The following is a 14,345-nucleotide window of genomic DNA, read 5'->3' as shown; positions in this document are numbered from 1 at the left end:
CAGTGCCTCCTGCACTCGGCAGGTCGCCACGCTGGCCCGGCAGTTCGGCGCCTGGTGGCGGACCACGGCGACTGGGCCGTACTGCGCTCGCCCGCAGGGCGGTTGTTCTGTGCCGTGCCCTGGCAGGGGGAGGCGGTACGGCCGCCGGTGGTGTCCGGCAGCCGCCTGGACCAGGTGTGCCTCGACATCCCGCCGTCCCGGTACGACGCCGAGTCCGCGTTCTGGGCGGGGCTGACCGGGTGGGAGCAACGGGCCGCCTCCCGGCCGGAGTTCACCGTGCTGCGCCCGCCGGCGGGCCTCCCGGTACGGCTGCTGCTCCAGCGGCTCGGCGAGGAGCGCCCCGCCTCCGCCCGCCTCGACCTCGCCTGCGCGGACATCGCGGCCGTCCGCGCCCGGCACGAGGAGCTGGGCGCCGCGGTCGTGCGCGAGGGCGCCCACTGGACGGTGATGCGCGACCCGGCCGGCGGCACGTACTGCCTGACCGGCCGCGACCCGGAGACGGGCGGACTGCCGGCCGGCGGCGCCCGCACCGCGGGGTAGCCCGCGCGCCGGGGGACCTACGGCCGGGTCACCCCCAGCTCTCCACGTCCACCACGGCCTCGACCGGTACGGGTCCGTACACGTGCGGGAACTCCTCCCCGCCCGGTTCGGCGGACTCGTACTTCACCGGCACGCCGACCCGGGCCGGGTCCACCACCAGGACGACCAGTTCGTCGGGGCCGTCGTAGCCGCCGTAGAGGAAGCCGGCGACGGTCGGGAGCTGGTCACGGGTGGAGAAGTGGATGAAGCCCTCCTCCTGGAGGGTGCGGCCCCGGGTGGACGTCTCATAGGTGCCGCGCTCGCGCGCCGCTTCCCACAGGGAACGCTCGGTGATGTGGAGGATGTACGGAAGTTTCGGCATGCGCCCACGCTACGGCGTCCTCCCGGCCGCAGGCGGCTTCTCCGGGCCGCTGCGCTCCGGCGGGGCCGGCACACCGGCGGCCCGGTCGTCATGGGCGGGCCGGTCGCCGTGAGCGGGCCGGACGTCGTGGGCGGGGCGGCCGGTTGCGTCGTACCTCGCGCAGTCGGGGTTGCGGCACGGGCCGGAGCCCCAGACCGGCACCCAGGCGCCCAGGGTCTTGTGCCGCTTGACGACCGTGTCGACGGGCTGTCCGCAGACGGGACAGGCCTGTGCGTCGCTGTCCATGCCCTCAGGGTAGGCCGGTGCCGGCCTCAGCGCTTCCTGCCGTAGGTGCGCACCACCACGCCGTTGCCGAAGGTGCGCAGGGATTCCAGGGCGAACTCCTTGAGGTCCGGGCCGGTGCCGAACATCGGCATGCCCTTGCCGTAGACCAGGGGGTAGCTCTTGACGACGAGTTCGTCGATCTCGTCGAGCAGTTCTCCGGCGACCTGCGCGCCGCCGCACAGGTAGATGCCGAGCCCGCCGTCCTCCGCCTTCAGGGCGCGGACCCGGCCGGCCAGGTCGTCGGCGATGATCTCGACGTTCGGATCGGGCGAGGCACCGAGGCTGCGGGAGGCGACGTACTCGCGCAGGTGGCCGTAGGGGCTGGTGACGCCCTCCCGCAGGGCCAGCTCGTAGCTGGCCCTGCCCTGGACGACCGTGTCGAACCGCCTGTTCTCCAGGTGGTCGACACCGAGCGCCTTGCGGGCCTGGGTGGGCAGGGTCTCCGGCAGTTCCGCCGCGAGGAAGGCCGAGTACTCCTCGTCCAGGTAGCGGAACATCGCGGAGGCGTCACCGTGCTCGTCGCCGATGAATCCGTCGAGCGAACAGGCGATGACGTACGAGAGCTTGCGCAAGCGGGTCTCTTTCCACGGGACGACGGGGCGGGGAGCGGCCGGGACAGGCACCCAGGTAACCGCTCCGCATGTAGTGGTTCATTTGTAGTACTCCAACTGTCGTGGTGCAAGAGCTGTCCGAGATCTCTTTCCGAAGATCTGTCTCCGGGATCTGCCTCCGGGGTCCGTTGCCGATATCCGTTGCCGGGACTGGTTCGTGACAGGGCGCGGCCCCGCGCACCGTGGAGATGCGCGGGGCCGTCCGACCGGAGCCCCGGGGTCCGTGCGGGGTCAGGAGCCGCACGGGCCGGGGACTCCGGGGTCTGCGCGACCGCCGGAAGAGGCGGCCCTCAGCTGGTGCGTCGGGTGACGAACTCGGCGAGCGCCAGCAGCCCGCCCGCCGCCTCGGGTTCGGGGACCGCGCGGGCCAGCTCCTGCACGGCCCGGGCCATCCGGTCGGCCGCCTCGGCCTGCGCCCAGTCCCGGCCGCCGGCCCGCTCGACCGCCAGCGCGGTCCGCGCGATCTCCCCGGCCGCCGCCTCCCCCTGTAGGTACGGACTCCCGTAGAGGGCGGCGAGCTCGGCCGCCGCCGGGGTGCCGGAGGTCAGCGCCGCCACCACCGGCAGGGACTTCTTGCGGGCGGCGAGATCCGCGCCGGCCGGCTTGCCGGTGTGCCGCGGGTCGCCCCATATGCCGATGACGTCGTCGATCAGCTGGAAGGCGAGGCCGGCCTGGCGGCCGAAGGCGTCCAGCGCGGCCACCTCCTCCTCGCCCGCGCCCGCGTACAGCGCGCCGAGCGCGCAGGCGCAGCCCAGCAGGGCGCCGGTCTTCGCCTCCGCCATGACGAGCACCTCCTCCAGGGTGACCGCCTCCGGTGCGCGCCGCTCCAGGTCCGTGTCGGTGTGCTGGCCCTCGCACAGCTCCACGACACAGGCCGCGAGCCGGGCCGCGGCCGGGGCGGAGGCCGGGTGCGGGTCCTCGGCCAGCAGCCGGAGGGCCAGCGCCTGGAGGGCGTCACCGGCGAGGATCGCGTCGGGTACGCCGAACACGGTCCAGACCGTCGACCGGTGCCGGCGGGTGGTGTCCCGGTCCATCACGTCGTCGTGCACCAGCGTGAAGTTGTGGACCAGCTCGACCGCCGCTGCCGCCCGGACGGCCGCCGTCCGGGCCGCCGGCCCGCCGAGCGCGGCGGCGGCCGCCAGCACCAGCGCCGGCCTGATCGCCTTGCCCGCGTTGCCCGCCGCCGGACTGCCGTCGGCGTGCTGCCAGCCGAAGTGGTACAGCCCGGCCCGGCGCATGGCACCGGGCAGCGACTCCACGGCGGCGCGCAGTTCCGGGTCGACCAGCGCCCGGGTGCGCTCCAGCTGTACCACCGCCTCCTGGGCGTCGAGCGGGCCGCCGGTCTCCGAGGTCCTCTCCCGCGGTTCCTCCGCCGCGCCGGGACGCGGCACACCGGAGGAACGTTCTTCGGTCTCCGTCATGAACTCGGCCATGCCTCCCCCTCGCCGGGTCCGCGGAGGCCGGCGCCGCCGGCCCCGCCGGACGCATACCCCAGGGGCCTACCCGTGCCGGCGGGCGGGGACACGGCCGGTACGTGCGGAGACGTCACCTCCACCGGCCGATCTCGACGTTCTCCAGCACCCCGAGCGCGTCGGGCACCAGGACGGCGGCCGAGTAGTACGCCGTCACCAGGTACTTGATGATGGCCTGTTCGTTGATGCCCATGAAGCGGACCGAAAGGCTCGGCTCGATCTCGTCCGGGATGCCGGACTGCCTGAGGCCGATGACACCCTGGTCGGCCTCGCCGGTACGCATCGCGATGATGGAGGTCGTCCGGGCCTCGCTGACCGGGATCTTGTTGCACGGGTAGATCGGCACCCCGCGCCAGGTGGGGATGCGGTTGCCGGAGATGTCGATGGTCTCCGGGACCAGCCCCCGCTTGTTCAGCTCCCGCCCGATCGCGGCGATCGCACGCGGGTGGGCCAGGAGCAGCTTGGTGCCCCGGCGGCGGCTGAGCAGCTCGTCCAGGTCGTCCGGGCTGGGCACGCCGTCGTGCGGCTGGATCCGCTGGTCGTACTCGCAGTTGCTGAGCAGGCCGAACTCCGGGTTGTTGACCAGCTCGTGCTCCTGGCGCTCCTTCAGCGCCTCGACCGTGAGCCGCAGCTGCTGCTCGGTCTGGTTCATCGGCTGGTTGTACAGGTCGGCCACGCGCGAGTGGATGCGGAGCACGGTCTGGGCGATGCTGAGTTCGTACTCGCGGGGCCGCGGCTCGTAGTCCACGAAGGTGTGCGGGATGTCGGGCTCGCCGGAGTGGCCGGCCGCCAGCTCGACCTCCTTCTCGCCGTACTTGTTGGTCCGCTGCTCGGGGATCGAGCGCAGCTGTTCGAGGTGGGCGCGCAGCGAGTCGGCGCGCTCGGCGACCTGCTCGAAGTCCTGGCGGCTGAGGATCAGCACGGTGGTCGGGGTGTCCGCGCGGACGGTGTACTCCCAGATGGCCTCCGGGTCGAGCAGCGCCTGGTCGCCGAAGTAGGCGCCGTCCGCGAGGACGCCGAGCACCGCGTCGTCGCCGTAGGGCCCCGTGCCGACCTTCTCCACGCGGCCGTGGGCGAGCAGGTAGACCTCGTCCGTCCGGTTGCCGAAGTCGGCGATCACCTCACCGGCCGCGAAGTCGCGCTGCCGGCAGCGCCGGGCCAGCTCCGTCAGCACCTCCTCGTCCCCGTACGACCGCAGGACCGGCAGTTCGCCCAGTTCGGCCGGGATGACCTCCACCTGGTCACCCGTCTTCACGAAGGTGATCCGGCCGTCGCCGACGGCGTAGGTCAGCCGCCTGTTCACCCGGTAGGTACCGCCCTGGACGTCCACCCAGGGAAGCGTGCGCAGCAGCCAGCGGGAGCTGATCTCCTGCATCTGCGGAACGGACTTGGTGGTGGTGGCCAGGTTCCGCGCTGCCGCCGTCCCGAGGGACTGCTGCGGCTTGCCCTGATCCGTGCGGACCTCTTCGCCTACCGACATAAAGAAATGCCTCCCCATGTATGCCCGGTGCCTGATCGCACGGGCACCGGTCGCACCGTCGAGCGTTCCAGCACGCACCGTGAGCGCGCCATAACCCGAAAGAGCGGGAATGGATCATCGGATTACTGGGCACGAAGAGGGATCCCGTTCCGGCCCCCGGTCCCCTCCGGTTGTCCGGATCGGCTCGCACACCGTACGAACGGCGCGTCCCCCGGCGTCCGGCCTCGTTGAACAGGGCGACGTCCGGCCTCGTTGAACAGGGGAGGACACCCGGCCGCGATCAGCGGCCGGACGGTACGGCACGAAGGAGTCGGACATGGCCGCACCCATGTCGGCGAGCGGATTCCTGGACGCGCTCAGGGCTGAGGGCGTCACGGTCGTGGAGGTCGGCGACTGGCGGCACCACAACCGCAATCACAAGGGCCCCTGGGGGCCGGTGCACGGCGTGATGATCCACCACACGGTGACCCGGGGCAGCGCGCGGACGGTGGAGCTGTGCCGCGACGGCTACGAGGACCTGCCGGGGCCGCTGTGCCACGGTGTGATCACCAAGGACGGCACGGTTCACCTGGTCGGCTACGGCCGGGCCAACCACGCCGGGCTCGGCGACGACGAGGTGCTGCGCGCGGTGATCGCGGAGAAGGGGCTGCCCCCGGACAACGAGGCGAACACCGACGGCAACCGGCACTTCTACGGCTTCGAGTGCGAGAACCTCGGCGACGGGCAGGACCCCTGGCCGCCGGAGCAGCTGGAGGCGGTCGAACGGGTCGCCGCGGCGGTGTGCCGGCACCACGGGTGGACGGAGCGGTCGGTCATCGGCCACCGGGAGTGGCAGCCCGGGAAGGTGGATCCACGGGGCTTCACGATGGCGTGGCTGAGGGAACGGGTGCGGGAGCGGCTGAAGGACTAGCGCCTGCGGGGGTGGGCGTCGTACGTCCGCTGCCGGCCCAGCGCGCCCACCGGGCGACAATGGAGCGGTGACCGGACCGGACCCGCTCGACCCCCGCCTGCCCTCCCCGCTGCACGAGGTGCGGGACGGCCGGTTCGAACGCCACGGGCTCCGGCTGCTGCTCAAGCGCGACGACCTCATCCACCCCGACCTCGTCGGCAACAAGTGGCGCAAGCTCGCCCCGAACCTCGCGGCCGCCGACGGCCGCCCGCTGGTCACCTTCGGCGGGGCCTATTCCAACCACCTGCGGGCCACCGCCGCCGCGGGCCGCCTGCTGGGCCTGCCGACCACGGGCGTGGTCCGCGGCCAGGAGCTGGCCGGCCGCCCGCTGAACCCGTCCCTGGCCCGGTGCGCGGCCGACGGCATGCGGCTGCACTTCGTCGACAGATCGACCTACCGGCGCAAGGCCGAGCCGGAGGTCCTGGCCCGGATCCTGCGCGCGGCCGGTGCCGAGGGCGCGTACGTCGTGCCGGAAGGCGGCAGCAACGCCGAGGCGGTCCGCGGCTGCCGCGCCCTCGGCGCGGAACTGCGCGGCCACGCCGACGTCGTCGCGGTCGCCTGCGGCACCGGCGGCACCCTCGCGGGCCTCGCCGCCGGACTGGCGGCCGGCCAGCGCGCGCTGGGCGTACCGGTGCTGAAGGGCGGCTTCCTGGAAGCCGACGTACAGGCACTGCAGGAACGTGCCTTCGGCGCCCGCAGCGGCACCTGGTCCCTGGACGACCGCTTCCACTGCGGGGGTTACGCCCGTACAACCCCGGAACTGGAGCGGTTCGCACAGGACTTCGAGCAGCTCCACGGGCTGCCCGTGGAACGTCTCTATGTCGCCAAGTTGCTGTACGGGCTCGCCGTCCTGGCGCGGGAGGGCGCCTTCGCGCGCGGGACGACGATCGCCGCCGTCGTCACCGGGCGGCCGTTCCCGGAGCCGGGGACGCCAGCCCCGGAACACTGACCTGCCCCCCGGGACGCTAACCGGCCTCCCGGTAGGCCGCCGCCTCCTCCAGGTCCAGGCGTCGCAGCAGCGCGCGCAGCATCTCGTCGTCGATGTGGCGCAGGTCGCGCAGTTTGACGAAGACCTCGCGCTCGGCGCTGATCATCTCGCGGGACAGCCGGCGGTAGGTGTCGTCCACGGACTCGCCGGTGACCGGGTTGACCTGGCCGAGCCGCTCCCAGACGGCGTTGCGGCGGCGCTCCAGGACGTCGCGCAGCCGGTCGGCGAGCGGCGGCGGCAGGGCGTTGCGCTCGTCGGAGAGGAGTTCGTCGAGCCGGGCCTCCGCGGCCCGCGAGGCCTGCGCCTGGGCGTTGGCCTCGGCGAGCGTCTCGGCCTGCCGGTCGCGGCCGGGGAACCGCAGCAGCCGGATCAGCGGCGGCAGCGTCACGCCCTGGACGACGAGGGTGCCGATGACGGTGGTGAAGGTCAGGAAGAGGATCTGGTTGCGGGGGCCGTCAGGCATGCTCGACGGGATGGAGAAGGCGATGGCCAGCGAGACGACCCCGCGCATGCCGGCCCACGCGGTGACCATCGCGCCCCGCCAGGTGGGGTTCTCCTCGCGCTCCCGGATGCGCGCGGAGAGCAGTCTGGGCACGAAGGCGGCGGGATAGACCCAGACGAACCGGGCCACCACCACGACCAGGAAGACGGCGAGGGCGTACCAGGCGGCGGAGGCGCCCTCGTACTGGCCGAGCCGCTTGAGGACGATCGGCAGCTGGAGTCCGATCAGCGCGAACACCGCGGACTCCAGGACGAAGGCGACCATCTTCCACACCGCCTCCTCCTGGAGCCGGGTGGCGAAGTCGACCTCCCACGCGCGGTGGCCGAGGTAGAGGGCGACGACCACGACCGCGAGCACCCCGGAGGCGTGCGCCTGCTCGGCGACCCCGTAGGCGACGAACGGGATCAGCAGCGAGAGCGTGTTCTGCAGCAGGGGCTCGGTCAGGTGCGTGCGCAGCCAGTGCAGGGGCGCCATGAGGACGAGGCCGATGCCGACACCGCCGACCGCTGCGAGCGCGAACTCGCCGATGCCGCCCGCCCAGGTGGCCCCCTCGCCGACGGCGGCGCCGAGGGCCACCTTGTAGGCGGTGATCGCCGTGGCGTCGTTCAGCAGGGACTCGCCCTGGAGGATGGTGGTGATCCGGGAGGGCAGGCCGACCCGGCGCGCGACCGCCGTGGCGGCCACCGCGTCGGGCGGGGCCACCACCGCGCCCAGCACCAGCGCCGCGGGCAGCGACAGCCCGGGTACCAGCAGATAGGCGGCCCAGCCGACCACGACGGTCGCGAAGAGTACGTAGCCCACCGAGAGCAGCGCCACCGGCCGCAGCTGCGCCCGCAGGTCGAGGTAGGAGCTGTCGCTGGCCGAGGTGTACAGCAGCGGGGGCAGCAGCAGCGGCAGGACGACGTGCGGATCGAGGGTGTACGACGGCACCCCGGGGATGTACGAGACCGCCAGTCCGACCGCGACCAGCAGCAGCGGCGCCGGCGCGGGGGTGCGCCGGGCCGCGGCGGCCACCGCGGCACTGCCCGCCACCAGCAACAGCAGGGGCATCACGTCCATGGTCTTCGCCCACCCTCGTGTTCCGCGCGGCCACCCGCACACCCGTCGTAATCTGGCAATCATGAAACAGTGCACGCACGCCGACGCGCTGCCGCACCCGGACCCGGAGCCCCTCGACGAGACCTGCCCGGAGTGCCTGCGCGACGGCACGCACCCGGTACAGCTGCGGCTGTGCCTGACCTGCGGCCACGTCGGCTGCTGCGACTCCTCGCCGGGGCGGCACGCGACGGAGCACCACGCGGTCACCGGCCACCCGGTGATGCGGACCTTCGAGCCCGGCGAGGACTGGCGGTGGTGCTTCGTCGACCACGTGCTCGTCTGAGTGTTCCCGTCCGACCGCGTTCTCGTGTGACACTGCATGCGGCGGCTGCCGCACGACGGTTCGAGCGTTTGACGTCTGGGTACGTCAACCCGGCGCGCGCTCTTCCCTTTTGGGCCCGCAAACCCTCTAGACACGGAGCGTATCCACAGCTTTACTGTGAGTGACGCCAGGGGGTTGGGGTCCCGGGACAGGAACGTTCGGAGCGCGATAGCGTCACCGCTTGAACCACGTACGCGTTACCCCGGGGGGCGACCCTCGGCCCCGTAAAGCTTGTACCACCATGGAGGTGAGGGTGTCCCAGATCGCAGGCGAGCCCGCGGCGAACCAGGACTTCGTGGAAGTCCGGCTGCCGGCTGCGGGTGCCTACCTGTCGGTGCTGCGGACGGCCACGGCCGGTCTCGCGGCCCGCTTGGACTTCACCCTGGACGAGATCGAGGACCTGCGCATCGCCGTGGACGAGGCCTGCGCGATCCTGCTCCAGCAGGCCGTGCCCGGCTCGGTGCTCAGCTGTGTCTTCCGGCTCGTCGACGACTCGCTGGAAGTCACCGTGTCGGCGCCGACCACGGACGGCCACGCCCCCTCGCGGGACACCTTCGCCTGGACCGTGCTGTCGGCCCTGGCGGGCAAGGTCTCGTCCGCCGTCGACGAGGACAAGACGGTGTCGATCAGCCTCTACAAACAGCGTGGCGCCGGCCCCGGGCCGGCGTGAGGAACGGGGACGGGCCGGTGCGGGACGAAGAGCGCGGCACGCGCGAGCTGCCGACCGGGGACGGGGGTGCCCCCTGGTCGAGCAGCGCCGAGACCTCCGGGGCGGGCCCCCGGGAGGGTTCCCGGCGCATGGCGGACGGCATCGACGGCATCCCCGAGCAGGCCAGGCCGCACCCGGAGGACGACTCCGCGCGGGTCGACGGTGACGGTGCCGGAGAGGGCACGCCACCGGAGGCGCGCGACGGCGCCGGTCCCGGCGTCCGAGCGGGGGCCACGGCTCGGGGAAGGGCTACGGGCGGGACGATGAGCGAGCACGAGCGGTACGCCGAGGACGAGGCGCCGGGCGCGGAGGCCGTGCAGGCCGTGCAGCACGGCCCCCAGGACCGCAGCGGGGCACGGGCGAAGTTCGTGGAACTGCGCAAGCTGGACACGGGCAGCGCGGAGTACGCGGAGCTGCGCAACCAGCTGGTCCGTATGCACCTGCCGCTCGTGGAGCACCTGGCGCGCCGGTTCCGCAACCGCGGCGAGCCGCTGGACGACCTCACCCAGGTCGCCACGATCGGTCTGATCAAGTCCGTCGACCGGTTCGACCCCGAGCGCGGGGTGGAGTTCTCCACGTACGCCACCCCGACCGTGGTGGGCGAGATCAAGCGCCACTTCCGCGACAAGGGCTGGGCGGTCCGGGTGCCGCGCCGGCTGCAGGAGCTGCGGCTGTCGCTGACCACCGCCACGGCCGAGCTCTCCCAGCTGCACGGCCGCTCCCCGACGGTCCACGAGCTGGCCGAGAAGCTCGCCATCTCCGAGGAGGAGGTCCTGGAGGGCCTGGAGTCCGCGAACGCGTACTCCACGCTGTCCCTGGACGTCCCCGACACGGACGACGAGTCGCCGGCGGTCGCCGACACCCTGGGCGCCGAGGACGAGGCGCTGGAGGGCGTGGAGTACCGCGAGTCCCTCAAGCCGCTGCTGGAGGACCTCCCGCCGCGCGAGAAGCGGATCCTGCTGCTGCGCTTCTTCGGGAACATGACCCAGTCGCAGATCGCGCAGGAGGTCGGCATCTCGCAGATGCACGTCTCCCGGCTGCTGGCCCGCACACTGGCCCAGCTGCGGGAGAAGCTGCTCGTGGAGGAATGAGCCCTATTCGCCCCGGCCCGGTCCCTTGATCCCGAGGGCCCGGGTGGTCTCGCCGTTGACGAGGAGCACCAGCGCCGCCACGGCGACCACCGCGAGGGCGATACCGGCCGGAATGGCCATGCTGTCGGCCCGGAGCAGGTTGTAGGCCACCGGCAGCGCCATGAGCTGGGTGATCACCGCGGGGCCCCGGCTCCAGCCGCGGCGCAGCAGCAGACCGCGCGCGGCCAGCAGCGGCAGCAGCGCGAGCACGGCCAGGGTGATCCCGAGGGTCACGGCCTGCTGCCGGTCGTCCGGGGTGCCGGTGAGGCCGAGGACCAGCACCCACAGGCCGCCGGCCAGCAGGGCGGTGCCCTCCAGCGCGGCCAGCGCCGCCGCGTACGTCAGCCGGCGCGGGCGCGGTCCCGCGGCTGCGGCGGCTTCGGCGGTGTCCGGGGCGGGGGTCTGCTGACTGCTCACCCCAGCAGGGTAGCCCTCCCCCGCGGGCGCGCCGCCGCGCCCCGCGCCCCCGAGTGTCCAGGCTCACGCCCTGGCCTCTTACCGGATCCCTACCTCGGTCTGGGCCCGATACCCCCCAGTAGGTACGCTGCCATGCATGCGTGCACTCCTCGTGGTCAATCCGGCGGCAACCACCACAAGCGCACGCAGACGCGATGTGCTCATCCACGCGCTGGCGAGCGAGGTGAAACTGGAGGCGGTCACCACCGAGTACCGCGGCCACGCCCGCGACCTCGGCCGGCAGGCGGCGGAGAGCGACGACATCGACCTGGTGGTGGCCCTCGGCGGCGACGGCACGGTCAACGAGGTCGTCAACGGCCTCCTGCACGCCGGTCCCGCCCCGGACCGCCTCCCCGGTCTCGCCGTCGTCCCCGGCGGCTCCACGAACGTCTTCGCCCGCGCCCTGGGGCTGCCCAACGACCCCGTCGAGGCCACCGGCGCACTGCTGGACGCGCTGCGCGAGGGCAGCGAACGGGTCGTCGGCCTGGGGCTGACCTCGGGCACGCCGGGCACCGAGGACGAGGCGGTGCCGGCCCGCTGGTTCACGTTCAACGCCGGGCTCGGGTTCGACGCGGGCGTGGTGGGCCGGGTCGAACAGCAGCGCGAGCGCGGGAAGAAGTCGACGCACGCGCTCTACGTCCGTCAGGTGATCCGGCAGTTCCTCGGCGAGCAGCACCGCCGGCACGGCACGATCACGCTCGAACGGCCCGGCGCGGATCCGGTCGAGGATCTCGTCGTGGCCATAGTCTCGAACACGTCCCCGTGGACGTATCTCGGCAATCGCCCCATGTATACGTCGCCTAAGGCCTCGTTCGACACCGGTATCGACGTACTCGGTCTCAGCCGCCTGTCGAGCGCCGCGGTTGCCCGGTATGGCACCCAGTTGCTCACTTCGTCCCCCGAGCGGGGCCCGCAGGGCAAGCACGCCCTCTCCCTGCACGACCTGGACCAGTTCACCTTGCATTCGAAGGTGCCTCTGCCCCTGCAGATGGACGGTGACCACCTCGGGCTGCGTACGAGCGTGACGTTCACAGGCGTACGCCGTGCACTGCGTGTGATTGTGTGAGCGGAACGGGCGAAAGTCCTTTCACTCGAACGTTTAGGCCAGGATCCACCCCATGGAAGTACGGCTGTGACCTAGTCGACACCGAGGAATCAAAAAAAACTTTCCGGAAGGGGTTGTATCCGCCGCTGAGGTTTGCGAGTCTCTACGTGGCGATCGGGACGGCCCGCAAGACCGGCCTCCACTGATCACCGGAACCCCTCTTCAAACACAGGACCACGCCGGGTGAAGACTCGGCGGTCGGCCCTTCACTTGTTGAGGGATTCGTGAAAGCGTTCACATTCACAAGCAACTTGCACGTAATACCAAGGAGAGGTAGCAGCCATGGACTGGCGTCACAACGCCGTTTGCCGCGAGGAAGACCCCGAGCTCTTCTTCCCCATCGGCAACACCGGTCCTGCGCTGCTGCAGATCGAGGAAGCCAAGGCCGTCTGCCGTCGCTGCCCGGTGATCGAGCAGTGTCTGCAGTGGGCGCTTGAGTCCGGCCAGGACTCCGGCGTCTGGGGTGGTCTCAGCGAGGACGAGCGCCGCGCCATGAAGCGCCGCGCCGCTCGCAACCGGGCTCGTCAGGCCTCCGCCTGACATACCCACCCCTGCTGACAGCCTGAGCTTGGCGGCGCGCACAGCACGTACGCATCTCCCGCCCCCGAGCCGCAGCGCGCAGTACATCAACGAGCATCAGCCTCGGACCAACGGCGGTCCGGGGCTTTTTGCTGTGCCCGCTCCCCCGTCGAAGCGGCGGCTCACTTCTGGGCGCGCACCGGGATGTCGAGGATCACCCGGGTACCCCGCTCGGGCGCCGGCACCATGTCGAACGTGCCGCCCAACTCGCCCTCCACCAGCGTCCGTACGATCTGCAGGCCGAGGTTGCCCGAGCGGTGCGGGTCGAAGTCCGCGGGCAGGCCGACGCCGTCGTCCTGGACGGTGACCAGCAGCCTGGCCTCCTTGGTGGTGCCGCCCCGGACCGCCGAGACCTCGACCGTCCCGGTGTCGCCCTCGCGGAAACCGTGCTCCAGGGCGTTCTGCAGGATCTCGGTGAGGACCATGGACAGCGGGGTGGCGACCTCGGCGTCGAGTATGCCGAACCGTCCGCTGCGCCGGCCGGCCACCTTGCCCGGGGAGATCTCGGCGACCATGGCGAGCACCCGGTCGGCGATGTCGTCGAATTCCACCCGCTCGTCCAGGTTCTGGGACAGCGTCTCGTGGACGATGGCGATGGAGCCGACCCGGCGGACCGCCTCCTCCAGCGCCTCCCGGCCGCGCTCGGACTCGATGCGCCGGGCCTGGAGCCGGAGCAGCGCGGCGACCGTCTGGAGGTTGTTCTTCACCCGGTGGTGGATCTCCCGGATGGTGGCGTCCTTGGTGATCAACTCGCGTTCGCGGCGGCGCAGTTCGGTGACGTCCCGGAGCAGCACCAGCGAACCGATGCGCGTCCCCTTGGGCTTGAGCGGGATGGCGCGGAACTGGATGACGCCGTCGTGGGCCTCGATCTCGAACTCGCGCGGCGCCCAGCCGCTGGCCACCTTGGCGAGCGCCTCGTCCACCGGCCCCCGGGTGGGGGCGAGTTCGGCGGTGGTCCGGCCGAGGTGGTGGCCGACCAGGTCGGCGGCGAGGCCGAGCCGGTGGTAGGCGGACAGGGCGTTCGGCGAGGCGTACTGGACGATGCCGTCCGCGTCCAGCCGGATCAGGCCGTCGCCGACGCGCGGGGAGGCGTCCATGTCGACCTGCTGGTTCGGGAACGGGAAGGAGCCGGCCGCGATCATCTGCGCCAGGTCGGAGGCGCTCTGGAGGTAGGTCAGCTCCAGGCGGCTCGGGGTGCGCACGGTGAGCAGGTTGGTGTTCCGGGCGATCACACCGAGGACGCGGCCCTCACGCCGTACGGGGATGGACTCGACCCGTACGGGGACCTCTTCGCGCCACTCCGGATCGCCCTCGCGCACGATCCGGCCCTCGTCCAGGGCCGCGTCCAGCATGGGCCGCCGGCCGCGTGGGACGAGGTGGCCGACCATGTCGTCCTGGTAGGAGGTCGGGCCGGTGTTGGGCCGCATCTGGGCGACCGAGACGTACCGGGTGCCGTCCCGGGTGGGGACCCAGAGCACCAGGTCGGCGAAGGACAGGTCGGAGAGCAGCTGCCACTCCGAGACCAGCAGGTGCAGCCACTCGAGGTCGGAGTCGTCGAGGGCGGTGTGCTGGCGTACGAGTTCGTTCATGGAGGGCACGTCTGCGAGCGTACCCGGGGCCTCTCGGATGGCCGAAAAACACCCGCGGGCCGCGGCGCCTGGAAGGGACCCTCAACCCTCCCGGCACCGCAGCCCGGAGCATCATCGGCCGCGGGGTGTG

At 72.2% G+C, this 14,345-nt stretch carries 15 protein-coding genes and 1 pseudogene; 8 read left to right on the top strand and 8 right to left on the bottom strand.

The window, feature by feature from the left end:
* Positions 1–51: 51 nt before the first annotated feature.
* A pseudogene (locus tag IG05_RS0103820) lies at positions 52–540 on the top strand (VOC family protein); the annotation flags it as partial.
* A 28-nt stretch (positions 541–568) separates the two neighbouring features.
* Here the strand turns inward: IG05_RS0103820 and IG05_RS0103815 are convergent.
* The 5 genes from IG05_RS0103815 to IG05_RS0103795 form a co-directional block, all read right to left on the bottom strand.
* Positions 569–901: a DUF952 domain-containing protein gene (locus IG05_RS0103815; protein ID WP_030339074.1), complete on the bottom strand. Its 333-nt coding sequence runs from the start codon at positions 899–901 to the stop codon at positions 569–571.
* A gap of 9 nt (positions 902–910) precedes the next feature.
* Positions 911–1,186 (bottom strand): hypothetical protein, encoded by a 276-nt coding sequence (locus IG05_RS0103810; RefSeq protein WP_030339072.1) that lies wholly within the window; start codon positions 1,184–1,186, stop codon positions 911–913.
* 26 nt (positions 1,187–1,212) lie between these two features.
* Entirely contained in the window at positions 1,213–1,797 is a 585-nt protein-coding gene (locus IG05_RS0103805) for a dihydrofolate reductase family protein (protein WP_030339070.1), read from the bottom strand.
* A 329-nt stretch (positions 1,798–2,126) separates the two neighbouring features.
* Entirely contained in the window at positions 2,127–3,269 is a 1,143-nt protein-coding gene (locus tag IG05_RS0103800) for a family 2 encapsulin nanocompartment cargo protein polyprenyl transferase (RefSeq protein ID WP_030339068.1), read from the bottom strand.
* A gap of 112 nt (positions 3,270–3,381) precedes the next feature.
* Positions 3,382–4,788, bottom strand: coding sequence for a family 2B encapsulin nanocompartment shell protein (locus IG05_RS0103795; protein WP_030339066.1), 1,407 nt, complete (start codon positions 4,786–4,788; stop codon positions 3,382–3,384).
* Between the two features lie 316 nt (positions 4,789–5,104).
* Between IG05_RS0103795 and IG05_RS0103790 the strand changes: the two genes are divergently transcribed.
* Together IG05_RS0103790 and IG05_RS0103785 are read left to right on the top strand one after the other, a co-directional pair.
* Entirely contained in the window at positions 5,105–5,698 is a 594-nt protein-coding gene (locus tag IG05_RS0103790) for an N-acetylmuramoyl-L-alanine amidase (RefSeq protein WP_030339065.1), read from the top strand.
* Positions 5,699–5,765: 67 nt separating this feature from the next.
* Complete coding sequence (locus IG05_RS0103785) at positions 5,766–6,686, top strand: 1-aminocyclopropane-1-carboxylate deaminase/D-cysteine desulfhydrase (protein ID WP_030339062.1); 921 nt, start codon at positions 5,766–5,768, stop codon at positions 6,684–6,686.
* Positions 6,687–6,702: 16 nt separating this feature from the next.
* On the opposite strand, the gene IG05_RS0103780 is transcribed toward IG05_RS0103785, so the two are convergent.
* Positions 6,703–8,286, bottom strand: a complete 1,584-nt coding sequence (locus IG05_RS0103780) for a Na+/H+ antiporter (RefSeq protein ID WP_030339060.1) — start codon at positions 8,284–8,286, stop codon at positions 6,703–6,705.
* A gap of 61 nt (positions 8,287–8,347) precedes the next feature.
* Here IG05_RS0103780 and IG05_RS0103775 point away from each other — a divergent pair, with 61 nt between their 5' ends.
* The 3 genes from IG05_RS0103775 (at position 8,348) to IG05_RS0103765 (ending at position 10,447) form a co-directional block, all read left to right on the top strand.
* Positions 8,348–8,608: a UBP-type zinc finger domain-containing protein gene (locus tag IG05_RS0103775; protein WP_030339058.1), complete on the top strand. Its 261-nt coding sequence runs from the start codon at positions 8,348–8,350 to the stop codon at positions 8,606–8,608.
* Positions 8,609–8,900: 292 nt separating this feature from the next.
* The gene (locus tag IG05_RS0103770) at positions 8,901–9,317 is read left to right on the top strand and encodes an anti-sigma regulatory factor (RefSeq protein ID WP_009190566.1); all 417 of its coding nucleotides are present in this window, start codon (positions 8,901–8,903) and stop codon (positions 9,315–9,317) included.
* 17 nt (positions 9,318–9,334) lie between these two features.
* Positions 9,335–10,447 carry an RNA polymerase sigma factor SigF gene (locus IG05_RS0103765; protein ID WP_234335758.1) on the top strand — a complete coding sequence of 371 codons (1,113 nt, stop codon included), beginning with the start codon at positions 9,335–9,337 and terminating at the stop codon, positions 10,445–10,447.
* A gap of 3 nt (positions 10,448–10,450) precedes the next feature.
* Here the strand turns inward: IG05_RS0103765 and IG05_RS0103760 are convergent, their stop codons facing one another.
* Positions 10,451–10,903 carry a hypothetical protein gene (locus tag IG05_RS0103760; protein ID WP_030339054.1) on the bottom strand — a complete coding sequence of 151 codons (453 nt, stop codon included), beginning with the start codon at positions 10,901–10,903 and terminating at the stop codon, positions 10,451–10,453.
* A gap of 136 nt (positions 10,904–11,039) precedes the next feature.
* Here IG05_RS0103760 and IG05_RS0103755 point away from each other — a divergent pair, with 136 nt between their 5' ends.
* Together IG05_RS0103755 and IG05_RS0103750 are read left to right on the top strand one after the other, a co-directional pair.
* The gene (locus IG05_RS0103755; RefSeq protein WP_030339052.1) at positions 11,040–12,008 is read left to right on the top strand and encodes a diacylglycerol/lipid kinase family protein; all 969 of its coding nucleotides are present in this window, start codon (positions 11,040–11,042) and stop codon (positions 12,006–12,008) included.
* 321 nt (positions 12,009–12,329) lie between these two features.
* Positions 12,330–12,587: a WhiB family transcriptional regulator gene (locus IG05_RS0103750; protein ID WP_003992873.1), complete on the top strand. Its 258-nt coding sequence runs from the start codon at positions 12,330–12,332 to the stop codon at positions 12,585–12,587.
* A gap of 161 nt (positions 12,588–12,748) precedes the next feature.
* On the opposite strand, the gene IG05_RS0103745 is transcribed toward IG05_RS0103750, so the two are convergent.
* Positions 12,749–14,224, bottom strand: coding sequence for a sensor histidine kinase (locus tag IG05_RS0103745; RefSeq protein ID WP_078893880.1), 1,476 nt, complete (start codon positions 14,222–14,224; stop codon positions 12,749–12,751).
* Between the last annotated feature and the right edge of the window lie 121 nt (positions 14,225–14,345).

This window comes from Streptomyces sp. NRRL S-1022, assembly GCF_000720135.1.
Classification (GTDB): Bacteria; Actinomycetota; Actinomycetes; order Streptomycetales; family Streptomycetaceae; genus Streptomyces.
This window is presented reverse-complemented; position numbering and strand designations above follow the sequence as displayed.